The 20,601-nt window shown below is 33.2% G+C and carries 17 protein-coding genes; all 17 read right to left on the bottom strand.

Annotated elements, in window-relative coordinates:
* Positions 1 to 496: 496 nt before the first annotated feature.
* The 17 genes from KA873_RS04735 to KA873_RS04655 all read right to left on the bottom strand — a co-directional run bounded on the left by KA873_RS04735 (position 497) and on the right by KA873_RS04655 (position 20,589).
* Positions 497 to 2,056 (bottom strand): MFS transporter, encoded by a 1,560-nt coding sequence (locus KA873_RS04735; protein ID WP_226952014.1) that lies wholly within the window; start codon positions 2,054 to 2,056, stop codon positions 497 to 499.
* A gap of 212 nt (positions 2,057 to 2,268) precedes the next feature.
* On the bottom strand, positions 2,269 to 2,454 hold the full coding sequence (locus KA873_RS04730) for a hypothetical protein (protein ID WP_107383735.1): 186 nt from the start codon (positions 2,452 to 2,454) through the stop codon (positions 2,269 to 2,271).
* Positions 2,455 to 2,476: 22 nt separating this feature from the next.
* The gene (gene pyrE, locus KA873_RS04725; RefSeq protein WP_107383734.1) at positions 2,477 to 3,088 is read right to left on the bottom strand and encodes an orotate phosphoribosyltransferase; all 612 of its coding nucleotides are present in this window, start codon (positions 3,086 to 3,088) and stop codon (positions 2,477 to 2,479) included.
* Positions 3,081 to 3,785 carry an orotidine-5'-phosphate decarboxylase gene (gene pyrF, locus KA873_RS04720; protein ID WP_107383733.1) on the bottom strand — a complete coding sequence of 235 codons (705 nt, stop codon included), beginning with the start codon at positions 3,783 to 3,785 and terminating at the stop codon, positions 3,081 to 3,083. Before pyrF ends, pyrE begins: the two co-directional genes overlap by 8 nt.
* A gap of 215 nt (positions 3,786 to 4,000) precedes the next feature.
* Complete coding sequence (carB, locus tag KA873_RS04715; protein WP_210140175.1) at positions 4,001 to 7,174, bottom strand: carbamoyl-phosphate synthase large subunit; 3,174 nt, start codon at positions 7,172 to 7,174, stop codon at positions 4,001 to 4,003.
* Positions 7,167 to 8,267 carry a carbamoyl phosphate synthase small subunit gene (locus KA873_RS04710; protein WP_107383731.1) on the bottom strand — a complete coding sequence of 367 codons (1,101 nt, stop codon included), beginning with the start codon at positions 8,265 to 8,267 and terminating at the stop codon, positions 7,167 to 7,169. The genes carB and KA873_RS04710 overlap by 8 nt, the downstream gene beginning before the upstream one ends.
* Positions 8,267 to 9,541, bottom strand: coding sequence for a dihydroorotase (locus KA873_RS04705; RefSeq protein ID WP_107504518.1), 1,275 nt, complete (start codon positions 9,539 to 9,541; stop codon positions 8,267 to 8,269). The genes KA873_RS04710 and KA873_RS04705 overlap by 1 nt, the downstream gene beginning before the upstream one ends.
* Positions 9,525 to 10,439: an aspartate carbamoyltransferase catalytic subunit gene (locus KA873_RS04700; protein ID WP_107383729.1), complete on the bottom strand. Its 915-nt coding sequence runs from the start codon at positions 10,437 to 10,439 to the stop codon at positions 9,525 to 9,527. The genes KA873_RS04705 and KA873_RS04700 overlap by 17 nt, the downstream gene beginning before the upstream one ends.
* 31 nt (positions 10,440 to 10,470) lie before the next feature.
* Positions 10,471 to 11,778 (bottom strand): uracil-xanthine permease family protein, encoded by a 1,308-nt coding sequence (locus KA873_RS04695; RefSeq protein WP_107383728.1) that lies wholly within the window; start codon positions 11,776 to 11,778, stop codon positions 10,471 to 10,473.
* A gap of 303 nt (positions 11,779 to 12,081) precedes the next feature.
* Positions 12,082 to 12,609: a bifunctional pyr operon transcriptional regulator/uracil phosphoribosyltransferase PyrR gene (gene pyrR, locus KA873_RS04690; protein WP_107383727.1), complete on the bottom strand. Its 528-nt coding sequence runs from the start codon at positions 12,607 to 12,609 to the stop codon at positions 12,082 to 12,084.
* Positions 12,610 to 13,035: 426 nt separating this feature from the next.
* Positions 13,036 to 13,953: an RluA family pseudouridine synthase gene (locus tag KA873_RS04685; protein ID WP_107383726.1), complete on the bottom strand. Its 918-nt coding sequence runs from the start codon at positions 13,951 to 13,953 to the stop codon at positions 13,036 to 13,038.
* A gap of 12 nt (positions 13,954 to 13,965) precedes the next feature.
* Entirely contained in the window at positions 13,966 to 14,442 is a 477-nt protein-coding gene (lspA, locus tag KA873_RS04680; RefSeq protein ID WP_019469324.1) for a signal peptidase II, read from the bottom strand.
* Between the two features lie 136 nt (positions 14,443 to 14,578).
* Positions 14,579 to 15,373: a VOC family protein gene (locus KA873_RS04675; protein WP_107383725.1), complete on the bottom strand. Its 795-nt coding sequence runs from the start codon at positions 15,371 to 15,373 to the stop codon at positions 14,579 to 14,581.
* A gap of 310 nt (positions 15,374 to 15,683) precedes the next feature.
* A complete protein-coding gene (gene ileS / locus KA873_RS04670) occupies positions 15,684 to 18,434 on the bottom strand; it encodes an isoleucine--tRNA ligase (protein WP_107504519.1) in 2,751 nt (916 codons plus the stop codon).
* Positions 18,435 to 18,673: 239 nt separating this feature from the next.
* Positions 18,674 to 19,288 (bottom strand): DivIVA domain-containing protein, encoded by a 615-nt coding sequence (locus KA873_RS04665; protein WP_107383723.1) that lies wholly within the window; start codon positions 19,286 to 19,288, stop codon positions 18,674 to 18,676.
* A gap of 133 nt (positions 19,289 to 19,421) precedes the next feature.
* Positions 19,422 to 20,192, bottom strand: a complete 771-nt coding sequence (locus KA873_RS04660) for a YlmH family RNA-binding protein (protein ID WP_107383722.1) — start codon at positions 20,190 to 20,192, stop codon at positions 19,422 to 19,424.
* Positions 20,193 to 20,298: 106 nt separating this feature from the next.
* Positions 20,299 to 20,589 (bottom strand): YggT family protein, encoded by a 291-nt coding sequence (locus KA873_RS04655; RefSeq protein WP_107385915.1) that lies wholly within the window; start codon positions 20,587 to 20,589, stop codon positions 20,299 to 20,301.
* Positions 20,590 to 20,601: the final 12 nt, after the last annotated feature.

Raw genomic sequence — 20,601 nt, 5'->3', positions numbered from 1 at the left:
ATTAATTGAAAATATAACATTATTTGTTGTTACATAGTATAATTGCAAATGTAACACAACCTATTTCAATATACCACTTAGTGTAGTTTGCAACATTAATTTCTAAAGCGTGTGTTATTGAAAACTTTGACGGCTTAAAACAATAAAATCATTTTACTTTTGAATATTTATAGTTAAAATAAATACAAATACAATTGGAGGTATTTCATGCTTTATTATATTATACCGTTACTTATTGCAGCTTTAGTGATACTCATTGGCTTTATCATCATTAAAATTATGATTCGTTAATAATTTTTATATAACAACTTTATCACATTTCTTTTTAATCATTTCAAATCGTGAATGATTTCAGTCGTTTTCATATAGCAACATTCAAATAACGCAGAAACGTAGACAATATAATCTTATCTACGTTTCTGCGTTTTTGTTTTTGAAGTTAACCGAAACTTCTATAAAAAATCTATACCATTTACTCACTTGCTAAATTTTCACTTTATTTAAATTCTTTTCTAAAAAGCGTAACAAGTAACAAGATGATAAAAGATGCAATAACTGCAGTTAAAAATATTGGCATATACGCAAGATGTGTTGCATCTTCAATACCATTTGTGATTGCACGTCTTAATGTATCGTTAGAAATTTGATTTACTTGCCCTAATATTTTAGTAAGATTACCTGAACGATGCTCCATTATGTTCATTAAAGAAACTGGTATGTCTTTGAGTCCAAAATGGGCTGAATTTATACTTTCTTTAATTTTACTCCCCATTTGGCTATATCCGAATTGAATAAATGTCGTAAACATTGTCGGTGCAATAGTAATTCCGACTTGTCTAGAAACTGATAATGTTCCAATAACTGTACTATTATTTTTAGCTGAATGTGCTGACTTAGTTGCTAATACAGTCATTGGTGCGCCAATAGTAAAACCAAAGCCTAAGCCTGCAATTATTGAAAATACTAGAAATGGCATAGTTGAATAAGTTAAAAAGGCTAAACCACCATAGCCAATCATACTAATGATACTTGCAATCACTAATGCAAATATAGGACCTTTTTTATCTACAATCTTTCCACCCATTGATGCGCCTACACCTGAAGCTAATGCCAAGGGCGTCATCCAATATCCACTGTTAGCAGCTTTAACATGCAATACGTTTTCAACAAATGAAGGAATGAAAATAATTGATCCAATTAACATCCCAGATAAAACGCCCATAATCAATACCACTGAAAAAGCTGGCTTTTTCAGTAAATAAAAAGGTAAGAAAGCATCTATATCAGTCGCTTCATTTTTATATTCCACTAAAATTAAAATACCATAGCCAATCATAGCCAATACAAATAAACCAATCACCGAAAAACTGAGTATACTATTAGCAATATTACCAGTTTGTATATTATTAATCGCAAACATCATTAATAACGTTGAAAATGAAAATACAATGATGGCATATTTATCAATTTTGGTTTTAACTTTTTCTTGTGTTTCTGGCATTTTAATCATCATAAAAATGACAATCATTATTGCCACTGGGACATTGATCAAGAATAACCAATGCCATGTACCACTTACATTAATTAATAAACTTCCAATATTTGGTCCTAATACCGAAGCAATACCATTCATTGCTCCTAATCCACCAAGCATACTACCTTGCTTTTCTTTGGTATATGTAGAAATGATATGTGAACTAGCGATTACAAATAAACCGCCACCACCAAACGATTGAATTAAACGTGCAATGATAAAGAACGTATAATTAGGACTTAATGCAACTAACAATGATCCAAAACCAAATAAAATCACTTCAATTATAAATATTTTTTTACGGCCATACATATCAGCAAGTTTACCTGCTATAGGTGTGGTTACAGCCATACCTAATGTATAAATCGTTATTCCCCATGATCCCATTTGTGCTGAAATTTCAAAGGATTGATTTATTGTAGTTAACGCTGCACTAATAATACCGTTGTCTAAAGCCGCCATAAACACACCAATGAGTAAAAATAGTGCAACAATATCAAATTTTTTATGTTTCAAATTCATTCATTCCTTTCTATCTTGGAATTTCATATGATATTTATTATTTAAAACCTACTTTGTGAACTAATTATGAACAAAAATGTATTTACATATTAAAAAATGCCTAAAAGACCTTTTATCAATATATAAAAGTCTTTTAAGCATTTTCTAATCAATATAATTACATAATTTTTTTGCGTTATTTCAAATTTCCACAATATATTTACAAATAATGGTTATTTAATATGGCCTTTTTGCTTAAGGTTTGATTTGGATTTTTTATAAATATTTGATTCTGTAGCGTTAAATACCCATTTATTTTCGTCTTCTGAAGTTGATTGTGCTCTATAGTCTTCTGATTTTTTGAGGAATTTATTTAAATGAGCAAAATGATTATAGGCTACTTTCGAGTCTTTTGTCATAACATCCCCTCCACTTAACATTTTATGACAAGTTATCTCTCCAATCAACTAATGTAGTAATATCATTTTCAGAAATTTCTCCATTTTCTCTTGCAACTTCAATTAATTCATTATAATTACTTAATGTATAGAAAGGAACTCCAGCTTGTGCAAATTGTTCGTCTGCTTTTTTCAAACCATAAGTAAAGATCGCTACTACACCAATGACATTTGCACCAGCAGCTTTCAATGCTTCTACTGCAGTTATTGAAGAACCACCTGTAGATATTAAATCTTCTATAACTACTACATTTTTCCCTTCACTTGATGCGCCTTCAATTTGATTCTGTTTACCATGGCTTTTACTTTTTGATCGAACATAGTTCATCGGTAAGTTCATCACTTCTGAGACATAAGCTGCATGCGGTATACCGGCTGTTGCAGTACCTGATATAACTTCAATATCTTTAAAATGTGATTCAATCAATGCTTGTAGACCATCTCTAATATGATTACGTACATCTGGAAAACCTAATGTAACGCGATTATCACAATATATTGGTGATTTAATGCCTGAACTCCAAGTAAACGGATCATTGGGAGATAATGATACAGCTTTTATGTCTAACAATGCTTGTGCAATTGATTTAGTCATTTGATTTCAACCAACTTTCTTTAATTTTTTGGTAACTCTTAACCGGAGTTTCACTCTGCGTGATTGGTCGCCCTACAACAATATGTGTAGCACCAAAAATGCTTGCCTTTTCTGGTGTCGTAACACGTTGCTGATCATCGGAGGAAGTATTTTCCGGTCGAATGCCTGGCGTCACTTTCAAGAAATCTTCACCCAATTCTCGTGTTAATAATTTTGCCTCCAGTGGTGAACATACAACGCCATCTAAACCTGATAATTTGGCTAAACGCGCATAATTCAAAACTGCTTCATCCATTGTACTTTGGATATTTTGTTCATCATGTAACATTATTTCTGTAGTTGACGTTAATTGTGTCACTGCAATAATTTTAATATCATTATTATGTTTTTTAATGCCTTCTAAGGCGCGTTTCATCATTTCTGAACCACCAGCCGCATGTACATTTACTAAATCGACATCTAATTTACCTAAGCCTTCCATTGCTTTGCCAACAGTGTTAGGAATATCATGTAATTTTAAATCTAAGAATATGCGATGACCACGTTTTTTAATATTAGTGATTAATGACGGACCAGTTTGATAAAAAAGTTCCATCCCGACTTTGACAAATAAAGGTTCATCAAATTGATCTAAGAATTGTTCAACTGCTTCTGCTGAATCAAAATCTAAAGCAATGATTGGTAGATTATTTTGCATATATATCGCCTCTCATAGTATCTTTTTCATTATATTTGCCAAGCACGTAAAGGCATATGACAGCAATGATATTTTTAAATTTTTCACCCTGACAAGGACAACTAGGAGAAAAATTTATGAAACCATTTTTCGTCCTAGCCATCTACTGCCAATTTCATAATTTTCACTTAAACATAAACAATTGTTTTAGTTTTCTTAACATTGGAAACTAAATTTTACATATTTTTCATTGTAAAAGTCATACTTTCTATAACCGATGTTAATGCTTCCGCTGTATCTAATGAAGTTAGACAAGGTACACCATTTTCTACAGAGGCACGTCTAATTTGGAAACCATCACGTTCAACTTCTTTTCCTTTTGTCATTGTATTAATCACAATTTGCACATCATTCGTTTGTATACGTGATAATAAATCGTCTTCTCCGCCAATTTTCCCTACAGTTTCTGCAGTTATATGGTTATTTTCTAATTTTTTAGCAGTACCTTCAGTAGCTAATATTTTATAACCGACTTCATTTAAACGAGCTGCGATATTCACAATTTCATCTTTGTCTTTATCACTTACAGTCATCAATACCGTGCCATAATCTTTAACTTCCATACCACTTGCTGTCAAACCTTTATATAAAGCCTTTTCCAAAGTTGAATCTTTGCCCATGACTTCTCCAGTTGACTTCATTTCAGGTCCTAATGTGATATCTACATTTTTCAATTTATTAAAACTAAATACCGGTGCTTTGACAAAGACACCTTCACTATATGGTTGAACACCTTCGCGATATCCTAAATCTGTAAGTTGTTCACCTATAATTGCACGCATGGCCAACTGTGCCATTTGTATATGCGTAATTTTACTTAAGAAAGGAACTGTACGACTCGCACGAGGGTTCACTTCTAAAACATATACACCATCATGTGCAATGACAAATTGTATATTGATTAAACCTATGATATTTAGGCCTTTCGCTAAGCGAATTGTATAATCTTCTAGTGTTTTAAGCTCTTCTTGTGTCAAGGTTTGTGGAGGATATACTGCAATCGAATCACCTGAATGAACACCAGCGCGTTCAATATGTTCCATAATCCCAGGTATAATTACCGTTTCACCATCTGAGATAGCATCGACTTCTATTTCTTTACCTGTGAGATATCTATCAACTAATACAGGATGATCCGGACTCGCTTTCACTGCTTGGTTCATATAATTGGTTAACTCTTCATCGTTATATACGATTTCCATAGCACGTCCACCTAATACATATGATGGTCTAACTACTACAGGATAACCGATTGCACGTGCATTTTTGAGCGCTTCTTCAGCTGAAGTTGCTGTTTTACCGTTAGGTTGAGGCACATCAATCTTATGTAACAGCGCCTCAAATTCTTTACGATCTTCAGCACGGTTCAGATCTTCAAGTGATGTACCTAAAATTTTCACACCATACTTTTCAATTTTATCTGCTAAATTAATCGCAGTTTGACCACCAAACTGAACTACTACACCTTTTGGTTGTTCAATATTTATAATATTCATTACATCTTCTTCTGTTAGTGGTTCAAAATATAATTTGTCTGAAATTGAGAAGTCTGTAGATACTGTTTCAGGATTATTATTGACGATAATGGCTTCATAACCAGCTTGCTGAATTGCCCAAACAGCATGCACAGTTGCGTAATCAAATTCTACACCTTGGCCGATTCTAATTGGTCCTGAACCTAAAACTAATATTTTCTCTTTTTCAGTGACGATTGACTCATTTTCTTGTTCATATGTGCCATAGTAATATGGTGTAGCAGATTCAAATTCTGCAGCACAAGTATCTACCATTTTATATACTGGTGAAATATTATGTTGTTTTCTTAAATTATAAACTTCAGATTCTGACATATCAAAACGATGTGCAATAATTCGATCACTAAAACCATAACTCTTAGCAAATTTTAAATAGTCTATATCCCCTTTGTGTTCTTTTAAATCATGCTCTATATCAATGATGTGTAGGAATTTATTTAAGAAGAAATAATCAATCTTAGTCATTTCGTGTATTTCTTCTAAAGATGTACCTCGTCTAATAGCTTCTCCTATAAAGAATAAACGCTCATCATCTTGGTCTTGTATACGCGCTTTTATATAATCTAAATCATATGTTTCACCATTTGGTAAGCCTAAATGATGTACACCATATTCAAGTGAACGAATCGCTTTCAATAATGACTCTTCATATGTTCGACCAATCGCCATTACCTCACCAGTTGCTTTCATTTGTGTACCTAGCACACGTTCACCCTTTTCAAACTTATCAAACGGAAAACGTGGAATTTTTGTTATAACATAGTCCAACGTAGGTTCAAATGCAGCATAAGACGTTTTAGTTATTGGATTCAGCATTTCATCTAAAGATAAACCTATCGCTATTTTGGCAGCTAATTTTGCAATCGGATAGCCTGTAGCCTTTGAAGCTAAAGCTGATGAACGTGAAACACGTGGATTCACTTCAATAATATAATATTTCATTGAGTGTGGGTCTAATGCCAGTTGTACATTACAGCCACCTTCAATGCCTAAAGCACGAATCACTTTTAACGACACATCACGTAACATTTGATATTCAACATCTGATAAAGTTTGACTAGGTGCTACTACAATCGAATCCCCTGTATGTATACCGACTGGATCTATATTCTCCATGTTACAAACAACAATGGCATTATCATTTTTATCTCGCATCACTTCATATTCAATCTCTTTAAAACCTGCGATTGATTTTTCTATTAAACATTGTGTTGCAGGACTGTAATGTAAGCCATTCGTTACCACTTGTCTGAATTCTTCATCATTATGGCAAATGCCACCGCCAGTACCTCCCATAGTGAAAGCAGGTCTCACAATTAATGGATATCCTACCACTTCTTTAAATTCAAACGCCTGTTCTAAAGTATTTACGATATCACTTTCTGGAACGGGAACATCTAGCTCATTCATTAAGTCTCTGAATAATTCTCTATCTTCCGCTTGTTGAATAGACGCTAGTTTTGTACCAAGTAATTGTACATTGTTCGCTTCTAATACGCCGCTATCATGTAATTGAATTGCCATATTAAGCCCTGTTTGGCCACCTAAAGTTGGAAGTAAAGCATCAGGTTGTTCTTTACGAATAATGCGTGCAATAAAATCATGCGTTAAAGGTTCAATATAGACTTTGTCAGCAATCTCATTATCCGTCATGATCGTCGCTGGATTTGAATTTACTAATATAACACGATAACCTTCTTCTCGTAATGCTAAGCATGCTTGCGTACCTGCATAATCAAACTCTGCAGCTTGACCTATAATAATCGGTCCAGATCCTATAACTAAAATTGTTTTAATATCGTTACGTTTAGGCATTTGTCAAAAGCTCCTTTTCTTTAAAGTCATGCATCATTTTAATAAATTCATCAAACAAATAATTTGAATCTGTCGGTCCAGGATTTGCTTCAGGATGATATTGAACTGAAAATGCAGGTAATGATTGGTGTCTTAACCCTTCAACTGTACCGTCATTAATCGCTACATGTGTTATTTCTAATGGTGTATTAACTAATGAATCTTTATCAATTGCATAACCATGATTTTGGCTTGTTAATGCTATTTTTCCAGTTTTTAAATCTTTCACAGGATGATTTGCACCTCTATGTCCAAATTTCATTTTAAACGATGTAGCTCCTTGTGAAAGTGCAAATAATTGATGACCTAAGCAAATGCCAAAGAAAGGAATTTTTCCTAAAATGCCATTAATCATATTAATTGCAACTTTGACTTCTTCTGGATCACCAGGCCCATTTGATAACATCACACCATCTGGTGACATTCTAATAATTTCTTCTGCCGTGGAATCATAAGGCACAACTGTAACATTACAACCACGTAAATTAAGTTCCCTTACAATATTTTGTTTTTTACCAAAATCTACTAATACAACACTTAAGTCATAGCCAGTAGACACATATGGTGTCTTAGTAGACACTGTTTTCACTTCATCTCTAGGTAATTCAATGACCTTCAACTCTTCTAACAATTGCGGAATATCTGCCTTATTATCTGTAAAAGCTGCTTTTAAAACACCATAGTTTCTAATTTTTCGAGTAATACTACGTGTATCCACGCCAGAAATACCTGGTATATCATAGTCTTTTAACACTTCGTGGAATGTTTTTTGCATGCGAAAATGACTCGGATAAGTGCTCGCTTCTTTAACAACAACACCACTCAATGTTGGTATCAATGATTCAAAATCATCTCGATTAATTCCATAGTTTCCTATCAATGGATAGGTAAATGTAATAATTTGTCCTGTGTATGATGGATCTGATATCGTTTCTTGATATCCAGTCATAGCAGTATTGAATACTATTTCACCTTTCGTCAAATGATCTGAACCCAATGGATAACCTTCGTAATATGTTCCATCTTCTAAAACTAAATAGCGTTTTTGCAACATTACTTTTCCTCCTTAAATTTAACTTCACCTTCTACCAATGTTAATACTGGAGTACCGAATACTTTTTCGCCTATAAAAGGTGTATTGGTTCCTTTAGATGCAAAATCTTCTGCCCTAATCTCTTTCTCTTCTTCTAGATTAATGACAGTAAGGTCAGCCAAACCACCTTCTTCTAATCTTCCATAAGGTAAATCAAATATTTGAGATGGCTTGATTGTTAAATAGTCAACCAATTGTTGCAATGACCAATCACCATTTTTTACAAAGTTTGTATACAATAATGGAAATGCTGTTTCACTGCCAACGATGCCAAAAGGTGCTTTTGTCATCGGCTGTGCTTTTTCTTCTTTCGCATGTGGTGCATGGTCTGTAGCAATGCAATCTATTGTCCCATCTAACAATCCTTCGATTAGCGCCGCTCGATCTTCTTTACTTCTTAAAGGAGGATTCATTTTATAGATTGCATCATCGCCAGGCACATCCTCTTCAGTTAATAATAAATGATGTGGTGTCACTTCTGCTGTTACATGAATACCTGCTTTTTTAGCATCTCTTATAGCTCGTACACTTTCTTTTGTAGATACATGACACACATGGTAATGTGCCCCTGCTGCTTCAGCTAACAGAACATCTCTCGCAATTTGTACCGCTTCACAAATATTAGGTATGCCCGGTATGCCTAAAGCTTTACTACGTTCCCCTTCATGCATAGCACCGCCATATATCAAACTATTATCTTCACAATGCGCAACTACTGCTTTATTTACTTTTGCTGCTTGTTGCATGGCTTCATACATCATATTTGCTTGTTGTACACCTACGCCATCATCAGTAAAGGCAAATGTGCCTAACTTTGCTAAAGCTTCGAAATCAACGTGTTCATTACCTGCTTGTCTAACTGTGATTGCACTGTATGGTAAAACTCTAACTTGTGCATTTTCTTCGATTAATTTGTTTAAACGCTCTAAATTTTCAACAGAGTCAGGTACAGGGCGTGTGTTTGGCATTGGACAAACTGTTGTAAATCCTCCTCTTGCAGCTGCTTGAGTCCCTGTTGCAATTGTTTCTTTATGTTCACCACCTGGTTCTCTTAAATGTACATGTACATCAACTAAACCTGGAGCAACAAAATCCCCCTTTAAATCAACGATTTCAACATCGGTATCTACCTCTATATCTGACGCAATTTTTTTTATATTTTTACCTTCTATTAAGATAGAAGTGGTTTTAAGTTCACCATTTTCTAAGATTTTCGCATTAGTTAGCAATTTCATTTATTTCTGCCTCCTTTGTTTGTAATATATACTCAATGACAGCCATTCGTGTATACATGCCATTTTCCATCTGTTTAAAGATGCGCGATTTTTCTGCTTCAACTAAACAATCATCAATTTCAACACCGCGATTGACAGGTGCTGGATGCATAACGATTGCTGATGATTTCAATCGATTATAGCGATCTTTCGTCAAACCAAAGTTTTCGTGATAATTTTGATTTTCAAAATTTGATGTTTCTTCATCTCCATGTCTTTCGTGCTGTACTCTAAGTAACATGACAATGTCTATATCATCTATCACTTTATCTATATCAACATAGGGTGCTGCTAAAGTGTCATCTCTCCACGCTTCAGGACTCGAGAACATAACATTTGCACCGAGTGCTGTTAGACTTTGGAAGTTACTTCTCGCTACACGGGAGTTTTTTATATCTCCACATATTAAAATATTTAAATCTTTAAATGTGTCATACTCTTCATATATTGTCATAAGGTCTAATAAACTTTGTGTTGGATGCTGTCCACTTCCATCACCTGCATTGATAATCGGTAACTTCAGTGAATTTAAATCATTATAGTATGTTGTATCTGAATGTCTAATTACTAAAACATCTGCGCCTACTTGTTCTAATGTTTTACACGTATCGTATAAGCTCTCACCTTTTTGAACTGAAGACGTGCTCGTCTCAAAATCAATCAATTTTAATCCTAATTTTTGCTCTGCCACTAAAAAGCTACTTTTCGTACGCGTAGAATTTTCAAAAAATAAATTTGCTACAAACTTGTCTTCATAATTATGTGGTTTAAACGATCCGTTTTTAATACCACTCGCAATTTCGATTAGTTCATAAATCTCATTTGTAGTTAGATGTTCCATTGATAGTAAATTATCCATTTTTTCAGCCTCCTAATAATGAAATACACATTTATCTATTTGTTTCAATCTCTTGCGGTAAAATTAAGTTTAGTAGAATACCAGCTAGTGCTGCTAATGCCATACCTTCAATTTCTAAATTAATACCTATCCCATTTAAGTTGAAGACGAGGTTGCCAATACCTATTACTAGTATGACTGATGCAATGACAAGATTTCGGTTACTTGCAAAATCAACCTCACTTTCTACAAGCATTCTCAGACCACTTGCTGCAATAATTCCAAAAAGTAATATCGATACACCTCCCATAACAGGTGTTGGTATAGATGAAACCAATGCTGTGAATTTGCCTACAAATCCTAATATTATAGCTATGACTGCAGCACCTCCAATCACATATATACTATAAATTTTTGTGATAGCTAATACGCCGATGTTTTCTCCGTAAGTTGTACTTGGAGGACCACCTATAATACTTGCAAACATTGTTGACACACCGTCACCAATAATGGATTTATCTAATCCTGGATCTTTAAAGAAATTTCGTCCCACGATTTTGTTAATCACCATTTGATGTCCAATATGCTCACTTACCGTAACAAAAACGATTGGTATTAAAACGAGCACCAAACCTAGATGAAATGATGGCGTGTAATCTTTAAACGGCAGGTACACCTCTGGAAACTGAAGCCATTTTGCTTCGGCTACAGGTTTAAAATTAACAAGTCCCATAAAAATTGAAACAATGTAACCCGTTATAATGCCTATTAATACAGGTATAAGCGACAAGAAACCTTTAAAGTATCCTTGAACCATAATCGTTACAAGCAATGTAATCATTGCTACTATTAAATAACTTAAGTTATAACCCTTCATATCCCCTGAATTTTCAAACATTGCCATGTTAACCGCAGTAGGTGCCAGACTCAAACCAATCACCATAATGACAGGTCCGACAACTACAGGAGGGAGTAAGTGCATAAGCCACCCTGTTCCACTTAATCTAATAGCTAATCCGATGAGCACATACATTACACCGCTCATAAACAATGCCACTAACATGTCACCTAAGCCATGTGAATTCAATCCAGTTATGATTGGTGTGATAAATGCGAAACTTGAACCTAAATATGCTGGTATTTTCGCTTTTGTAATTAGTATATACAATAATGTCCCTATGCCTGATGCTAGTAAGGCAGATGATATGGGTAATCCAGTTAAAAAAGGTACGAGAACAGTCGATCCAAACATTGCAAATAAATGCTGGGTGCTTAAAAATGCCCATTGTCCTAATTTAGGTTTATCTCGTACATCTAATACTGGTTTAGCTGTCCGTTCAAACATTGTTTCATTTTCCATGACTTTCCGCTTCCTCTCATAAAAAAAGTCTCTTTACATTGTTTTCATGTAAAGAGACTTAAAAAGTATCAATCCTCAAATCAAAATTTAGCTCATTCAAACAAAATTACTGCTTAAAGCGTAAGGTTTGTTATTTGAATACTAGGCTTAAATTAAGATTAGATGATATGGAGAGAATCTATAGTATATGGTTTATATAATATAACTATATTTTGAAATGTGGTTGCTTTGAAACTTAATTTTGACTTCCACATGATTCTCTTCCCTTTTTCAGTCTCTCGTACTGAATTAAAAGGTGTTGATTTATTCAATTACAACTGCATTTCTATTATCTATTTCACTAAGAAAAACTGAGACAGCTTCTTCTCTAGCAGTAGGTATGTTTTTACCAACAAAGTCTGCGCGTATCGGCAGTTCTCTATGACCGCGATCGATAAGTGTTGCTAGCCCTATTTTTCTAGGTCTTGCATATTGAAGTACTGCATCAAGTGATGCTCTAACTGTGCGTCCAGTATATAAAACATCATCCACTATAATTACGACTTGATTTGTTATATTGACATCAATTTCATACGTTTGTTCTGCAGCTTGATCTATTGTCTGTTCCAAATCATCTCTAAATTGTGTAATATCAATGGTACCTGTTGGAACAGTGATTTCTTCAATTTGTTCGATTTTTTGTTGTATTCGTCGCGCTAAAAATGCCCCTCTTGTTTTAATGCCTAACAAAATTAAATCATCAGTACCTTTATTATATTCTAAGATTTCATGTGCAATACGTGTCACTGTTCTTTGTATTGCTGCTTCATCCATAATCACTCGTTCTGACATTTTGGGCACCTACCTTAATCTTAATGATATAAAAAAACCTCACATCTTCAGAAAACATGAGGTTGCATAATAAAATATTACAAACAAAACGCAGAGACATTTCTGAATTTCAGATGATTTCTCCATCATAACCCATTTTGTGTCTGTGATTACGATTTTTATCGCGTTTACTATAAAACTACGACGGCTTTTAGCTATTTTTGTGACTAAAATGCTTTGTTTGTATATTCTATTTTCATTACATGTCTTCGAAGCCTCTCTGGACTTTCAATTAAAGACGTTCGTTCTTTATTAAACTGTCATTATATTATCATGAATAACATGTCGTTGCAAGTCTATATTAGAATATAGTTCGATTTGTAAAAGCAATCGCTTCAATTCAAATATCATGGTATAACTTTCAATTTGTCATATAACTTAGCCTTATTAATTATCAGATTTACGAATATCATTTAAAAGTTGTTCAAAATCATCTGGTAAAGGTGAAGTCTTTTCAATGTAAGCTTGTGTAACTGGATGTTCAAAACCAATTACTGCCGCATGCAATGCTTGACCACCAATATCTAATGTTTTCTTCTGACCATATTTTGGATCTCCTACTAATGGATAACCAATATATTTCATATGCACACGAATTTGGTGGGTACGACCTGTTTCTAACTGACATTCTATTAAAGTATACTTATTAAAATGTTCTAATACATTAAAGTGAGTGATTGCGTCTTTACCATCATCGACTACAGCCATAGATTGACGGTCATTTTTATTTCGACCAATAGGTGCATCAACAGTACCATAATCATGTGGAATGTTACCATGTACTAATGCAATGTATTTACGCGTGACTGATTTATCTATCAATTGTTCAACTAAACTACGATGTGCAATATCGTTTTTCGCAATCATTAATAAACCTGAAGTATCTTTATCAATACGATGTACAATTCCCGGACGTATTTCACCATTTATACCAGATAAGTCTTTCATTTGATACATTAAACCATTTACTAATGTACCTGTATAATGACCTGCGGAAGGATGTACTACCATACCCTTAGGTTTATAAACAATTGCGACATCATCATCTTCATAATAAAAATTTAGATTAAGATTTTCTGGCTTAATATCTGCCTCAACAATTTCTTTTTCAGTTACTACAATTTTATCATTTAGCTTAGTTTTATAATTGGATTTTATCACTTTATCATTGACTTTAACTAAACCTTCTTTAATCCAATCTTGCATTTGAGTACGTGACCATTCAGCATTAAACTCAGGCAAAAGTTTATCTATTCGTTGTCCTGCGTTAGCTGGGTCTTCTATGTTAAACTCATGAAACTCCATACACTATCTCTCCTATTCTTCTGTCCTCATATCCCTTAACAAAGCGATTATTACTAAAACGACGCCTATAGTTAAACTAGAATCAGCTACGTTAAATATTGGAAAATTATAACTAAATATATAAGTATCAACAAAGTCTACAACTTCACCGTTTAATACACGGTCAATAAAGTTACCTAAAGCACCAGCAAACAATAAACTTATAGCAATTTGCATCAATAAATTATGCTTCGCTTCTTTTATAAAAAAGACAATGAGTATAATTAGAATAATGACAGTTATGATATAGAAAAAAGCCATTTTTCCACTTAAAATCCCCCATGCTGCACCATTATTTCTATGTGAAGTGATGCTCAAAAAATTAGGGATTACTTCAAATGAGTCACCAATTTGCATTGTTTTAGTTATTATAAATTTTGTGATTTGATCTAATATAAGTATAACAATTGTTATAAATATAGAAGTACCAATATAGTACTGACGTTTCATGTCTGTACCTCCTATTTATTCTACGTGCGGTCGATTTTTACAACAACTCTCATTATATCCTAATCAAACTTATAAAAAAAGTTACAGTTCAAATATTAAGTTATTTTTTTGAAGCATTATTCAAATAGACATTATTTTAAAGTACAGAATAATAATTAAATCTAAACTGAATTCCGTCGGGACCAGTCAATAATTTATGTGTTGTTTCTGGAAAGTGAAAATCTACGCATGCTAGACCATAAGTTTTATGATTTTCTATGCGTTTAACACTTGATAGCCAATTATTCACTACAAGATGCTGATGATAACCATTTGAAGCCAAATATACTGCACTCTCTGTTTCTACAGAAGATGGTACCAAACCAAAGTAATTTTTATAATATTGTTTAACTCTATTTAACCGAATTGTTTTTAAATTAATATATCCGATAATACTGTCATCAGGAATGCCTTGCCATTTCTCATCTGAGACATATGTTAATAATTTAGGTACATTTAATGGTTTTGTTTCTAAAACTGCTTTTTCATTTTCAATAGACCATTCATCAATTGGATTGTCTACATAAAACTCTAAGCCATTTCCTTCAGTATCTTCTAAATATAATGAAGTTGAAATATCATGTTCTCCACCGTTGATTGGTATTTTATATTCACTTAATTGTACAAGTAGGTCTGCTAAATCTGTTTTTGTTGGTAATTTAATAGCTAAGTGAAATAAACCTGCTTCTGAAACAAGTGGTTCTCTTCCTATATTTATTTGATTAAGTGTCATGAAGTGATTTAGATTTCCAATCTCATATTGAATCGTAGAATATGATTCATTCACTACATTTAATCCAATTATGTCTCCATAAAATTTTTTCATTTCATCTTTGTCTCTCACATTTAATATAATGCCATTTACAAAATGCGCACTTTCGTTATGGAACATATTTAACACCTTTCTAATTACTTATTGCATTCATTATATATGAATTGTTCAATTTTAAATTTCAATATGCTCATTTTAATTTAAAAATTGGATTTGCTAAATAACTCGCTTAAGTTTTTTATATTAGAGAAAAGAAAACCTGGGACATCACAACGATGTCTCAGGTTATTCAAAAATATTAGTCGATGTTGTAATGTTTAAAATACATACCGAATTTAACTTGATTCAATTCAAATATGTTGGAACAAAACTGTGGAATATTTTGTTAATACAGTTATTGCCATGCTCCTGCATTTTCATTTATAAATATTTAAACAAGTGTTTTAACAACTGCTTGACAACGTGGGCATAAGTTATCTAGTTCGCCTACAGAACCTAATGTTTCACTATAATTCCAACAACGTTCACATTTTTCTCCGTGAGCATGTTCAATGTGGATATCACCGTATTGATATGCTTCTCCATTTTCAACTTTATCAACTACCTCTGCTTGTGAAGTAATGAATAGTTGTTGTAAATCAGAAAATTGTTGTAAAAACGTAGTTGCATCAAAGTTATCATTACTACCGATTACTACTTTGGCTTCTAATGATTTTCCAATTACTTTTTCATTACGTGCAACTTCTAAAGCTCGGTTCACATCATCACGTAATTTCATAAATGTATTCCATTTTTCCATGAATTCAGCATCAACAGCGACACGTTCAGGCATGCGTGATAAATGTACACTTTCTTCCTCTACATGTGGAATATGTGACCATACTTCTTCAGACGTATGTGCAAGAATAGGTGCTAATAATTTCGTCATGTCTACTACAATTTGGTATAACACAGTTTGCATACTACGACGTTTATGTGCATTTTGCTCTTCTATATATAAGATGTCTTTACCATAATCTAAATAGAAATTACTTAGTTCAACGTTAATGAAATTTTGTAATTCTTGATATATATCTAAATAATCATAGTTATCATAATTGTCTAATGTGTTCGCAGTAAATTCACGTAATCTATTTAATAAATATTTATCTACTTCTAATAAATCAGATTCTGGGACTGCATCTGTTGACGGATTATAATCATTTAAATTACCCAACATAAATCTTAGTGTATTTCTAATTTTACGATATACATCAGAAGTTTGTTTTAAAATTTCATCTGAAATACGCACATCTGATAAATAATCAACACTACTTACCCAAAGACGTGCAATATCTGCACCTTTTTGTTTTACTACTTGATCAGGTACGATGACATTGCCTAATGATTTACTCATTTTTTTACCTTCGCCGTCCATTACGAATCCATGTGAAAGTAACATTTTGTATGGTGAAATACCTCTCGTAGCAACAGATGTTGTAATTGAGGAGTTAAACCAACCACGATACTGGTCACTACCTTCTAAATATAAATCAGCAGGATAAGATAATTCCGGACGCTCTTCTAATACACCACGATGTGATGACCCTGAATCGAACCAAACATCCATGATATCTGTTTCTTTTGTAAATACACCATTCGGACTGCTTGGATGTGTGAATCCATCAGGTAATAAATCTTTAGCTTCTCGCTCAAACCAAACATTTGAACCATGTTCTTGGAATAAATCTGCAACATGATTAACAGTTTCTTTAGTCATAATAATGTCGCCGTTTTCCGCATAAAATACTGGTAATGGCACGCCCCAGACACGTTGACGTGAAATAACCCATTCGCCACGGTCTCTTACCATGTTGTAAATACGAGTTCTACCCCAATCAACCTTAAAGTGTGTATTTTCGATTGCATCTAAAATATCTTGACGTACTTTATCAATAGAAGCAAACCATTGTGGAGTTGCACGGAAAATAACAGGTTTCTTAGTACGCCAGTCATGTGGGTAACTATGTGTCATGAATTCTAATTTCAATAATGAACCATTCTCTTTTAATAAATCTGTAATTTCTTTATTGGCTTTATCGTAGAACATACCTTCAAATTGGCCAGCTTCTTCTGTAAATACGCCTTTATCATCTACAGGGCTGATAACAGGCAAGTTATATTTTTGGCCTACAATAAAGTCATCTTCCCCGTGTCCAGGAGCCGTATGAACACACCCTGTACCAGCATCTGTTGTAACATGTAATCCATTAATCACTAGTGACACACGATCAGCAAATGGATGTTGTGTTTCGATGTATTCTAAGTCACTACCTTTGAATTCTTTTTCTAGTTCAATGGCATCTTCGTCCCATTCTAATGCTTCAGCAACATTAGCTACTAAGTCTTTGCCGATGATGTATTTGTCACCGTTCACATTATATTGACCATAAACTAAATCTGGATGTACTGTGATTGCAACATTAGATGGTAATGTCCAAGGCGTAGTAGTCCAAATAACGAATTTTGCATCTTCAGCAACAATACCTTTACTATCTTTAACATCAAATGCGACATAAATAGATGGCGAACGCTTATCTTGATATTCAATTTCTGCTTCAGCTAATGAAGATTCACTAGATGGTGACCAATAAACTGGTTTTTTACCTTTATAAATAAGTCCTTTATCAGCCATTTCACCAAACAAACGAATTTGAGCAGCTTCATATTCTGGTTTTAAAGTTATATATGGATTAGCAAAATCTCCTTTAACACCAAGGCGTTTAAAATCTTTTTTTTGATTTTCAATTTGCTCTAACGCAAATGCTTCACATTTTCTTCTAAACTCAGCAATTGATAATTCTTTACGCTTAACACCTTTTTTAGTAAGTGCTTGTTCGATTGGTAATCCATGTGTATCCCAACCTGGAACATATGGTGTATAGAAACCTTGCATTGTTTTATAACGCGTAATAAAATCCTTCAAAATTTTATTTAACGCATGTCCCATATGTAAATTACCATTTGCATATGGTGGACCATCATGTAAAATGTAATGTTCATTATCTTTGTTTTTTTCTAATGCTTTTTGATAAATATCATTAGCATCCCATTCTTCTTGAATCTTTGGTTCTTTATTTGGTAATCCTCCACGCATTGGAAAATTCGTTTTTGGCATTAATAACGTATCTTTGTAATCCATTTCCTACACTCCTTATTACAATATTCTGACTTGTCTAGTATCTAACAATAAAAAGAACTCTAAGTTCAATTAACAGGGACGATATTTACCGCGTTACCACCCTGATTAACTCAACTTAGAGTTCTCTCATTGCATGTTATTCAATTAAAACGACAGTGATATAAGAAACAAATATATATTAGGCTCGCACTATCCCTAACTCGCTTGAATATATCGACTGTTTCTTACGCGTCTGTTGTTTATTGTTTATTCTCATTATCTGTTGCTTCTGCATCCGCTTCTGCTGCACTATCTGCTTCAGCTTTTGCTTTCATCGCTTTTTCTTCTTCAGTTAATTCATTTTCATTTAAATGATTAATGTTCTCTTGCGTTACTTGTTCAGAATCAAGGTCATAATTCAATAAATAATCCCAATCATCATTTTTGAGTAAATCTAACTGTGCTTCTACTAACATACGGAAACGAGATCTAAATATTTTAGACTGACGTTTCATATCTTCTGTTTGGAAAGAAAGTCGACGAGCTTTTTCAACTGCATCATTGACAATACGATCTGCTTCACTTTTCGCTTTTGCAATTGTTGCCTCTGCATCTTTATTTGCTGCTGCTTTCGTTTCTTCTCCAGCTTGTTTCGCTTGAACTAATGCATCGCTCACTGATTGATGCACATCTTTATAAGATTGAATATTCGTTTCTTTATCTTCAACAACTTTTTCTAATTGTGCTTTATCTTCTTTTAAACGTTCAATTTCATTACTGAGTTGTTCTAGATAACTTTCAACTTCAGTTGGTTCAAAACCCGTTTTAACACGAGTAAATGATTTGTTTTTTATTTCACTTGGTGTAAAAGCCATGCGTCATTATCCTCCTTTTATCATACACTATTTTGTTATTTCATTAAATATCAGAAATAAAATTTATTTTATATAGTATCAATGCTAATTTTAGTCGTTAAAATTCGGTTGTTTTACACTTTATAAGTATAACTTATTTAAATAAAGTTTTGTAGGAAATTCGTGTTTTATCTTTTTTTGTTTTTCCACCGATATCAACAACCATTGCTCTTCCGTATCCTTGAATAGACAGTAAGTCACCTTTGTCCAGTTGGAAATCAGCAGAATCAATGATCGTATGGTTAACTTTAACACGTTTCTTTTCAATTAACTGTTTGCTAATAGAACGCGATTTACGAATCATTTCTTTTAGAACGACATCTAAACGTAAACCAGATACGGTTGTCTCAAATGAGTGCCAGTTCTCTTTTGATTGTATCATATCTTTTATTGGTATCGCATTTAGTTTAACTGTAGCGCCTTTAATTTTATTTAATTCCAATATAATATATGATTCTAATTGCTTTGTCAAAGTAAATTGTATACTTTCATCTACCACAATGTCACCTAATTGGTCTCTTTCGATACCTAATGACATGATTGTACCCAGTACATGTTGATGTTGAAGTGTGACAAATTTTTGAGGATAATCAATTTCAAAAAGAATGATTTCAAAATCTTCCACTTCAGGTTGAAAGTAATCTGGTGCTATGATAGCTCTTTGTCTCTCAGCAAATGGTCCTCCATAAAATGTAACTTCTAAATCTTGAAAACTACCAACTATAACATTTAATATATATTGGCCTCTGGGATCTAAAAAAGAAGTTAACACAGGCGCAAATTGCTCATTGGCACGATAACACTTATCGATAAGTTGATCGATTAATTCATGCTCTTCTTTTCTAAAATGTTGATAAATATCGATGTGATTTCACTCCAAATATAAGTTAAAGCACCTCTCGTTTTTAACGTTAGGTGCTTAACATTTATTTTAAACTTTATTCAATTATTATTTATTCTCCGTACAAAACTTACACTAAATTTCTTAAAATCAAACTAAAAATATTTGCCAAGCCAGTTTGGAATAATACAAGTACAATTATTGCAACAATTGAAGAAATATCAATCATGCCAATGGGCGGAATAATTTTACGGAATGGTTCTAAAAACGGCTCATACAATTTTGATAAAAATCGACCGAATTTATTTTCCCGTGCACCTGGAAGCCATGACATAAAGAAATACACAATCATCCCAAAGTAATAAATTTTGACCAAGAATAAAATAAATTGAAATATATTTGCTAATAAACCTATATCCATGAATGTTTACCT

It is taken from the genome of Staphylococcus sp. GDY8P45P, assembly GCF_017892745.1.
Taxonomy (GTDB): domain Bacteria; phylum Bacillota; class Bacilli; order Staphylococcales; family Staphylococcaceae; genus Staphylococcus; species Staphylococcus cohnii.
The sequence above is the reverse complement of the archived record's forward strand: the minus strand, read 5'-3'. Positions and strand labels throughout refer to the sequence as shown.

Bases quoted from the DNA above. Each gene is read 5' to 3' on its own strand.
- KA873_RS04735 (WP_226952014.1), bottom strand. From the start codon at position 2,056: ATGAATTTGAAACATAAAAAATTTGATATTGTTGCACTATTTTTACTC.
- KA873_RS04730 (WP_107383735.1), bottom strand. From the start codon at position 2,454: ATGACAAAAGACTCGAAAGTAGCCTATAATCATTTTGCTCATTTAAAT.
- pyrE (WP_107383734.1), bottom strand. From the start codon at position 3,088: ATGACTAAATCAATTGCACAAGCATTGTTAGACATAAAAGCTGTATCA.
- pyrF (WP_107383733.1), bottom strand. From the start codon at position 3,785: ATGCAAAATAATCTACCAATCATTGCTTTAGATTTTGATTCAGCAGAA.
- carB (WP_210140175.1), bottom strand. From the start codon at position 7,174: ATGCCTAAACGTAACGATATTAAAACAATTTTAGTTATAGGATCTGGA.
- KA873_RS04710 (WP_107383731.1), bottom strand. From the start codon at position 8,267: ATGTTGCAAAAACGCTATTTAGTTTTAGAAGATGGAACATATTACGAA.
- KA873_RS04705 (WP_107504518.1), bottom strand. From the start codon at position 9,541: ATGAAATTGCTAACTAATGCGAAAATCTTAGAAAATGGTGAACTTAAA.
- KA873_RS04700 (WP_107383729.1), bottom strand. From the start codon at position 10,439: ATGGATAATTTACTATCAATGGAACATCTAACTACAAATGAGATTTAT.
- KA873_RS04695 (WP_107383728.1), bottom strand. From the start codon at position 11,778: ATGGAAAATGAAACAATGTTTGAACGGACAGCTAAACCAGTATTAGAT.
- pyrR (WP_107383727.1), bottom strand. From the start codon at position 12,609: ATGTCAGAACGAGTGATTATGGATGAAGCAGCAATACAAAGAACAGTG.
- KA873_RS04685 (WP_107383726.1), bottom strand. From the start codon at position 13,953: ATGGAGTTTCATGAGTTTAACATAGAAGACCCAGCTAACGCAGGACAA.
- lspA (WP_019469324.1), bottom strand. From the start codon at position 14,442: ATGAAACGTCAGTACTATATTGGTACTTCTATATTTATAACAATTGTT.
- KA873_RS04675 (WP_107383725.1), bottom strand. From the start codon at position 15,373: ATGTTCCATAACGAAAGTGCGCATTTTGTAAATGGCATTATATTAAAT.
- ileS (WP_107504519.1), bottom strand. From the start codon at position 18,434: ATGGATTACAAAGATACGTTATTAATGCCAAAAACGAATTTTCCAATG.
- KA873_RS04665 (WP_107383723.1), bottom strand. From the start codon at position 19,288: ATGGCTTTTACACCAAGTGAAATAAAAAACAAATCATTTACTCGTGTT.
- KA873_RS04655 (WP_107385915.1), bottom strand. From the start codon at position 20,589: ATGGATATAGGTTTATTAGCAAATATATTTCAATTTATTTTATTCTTG.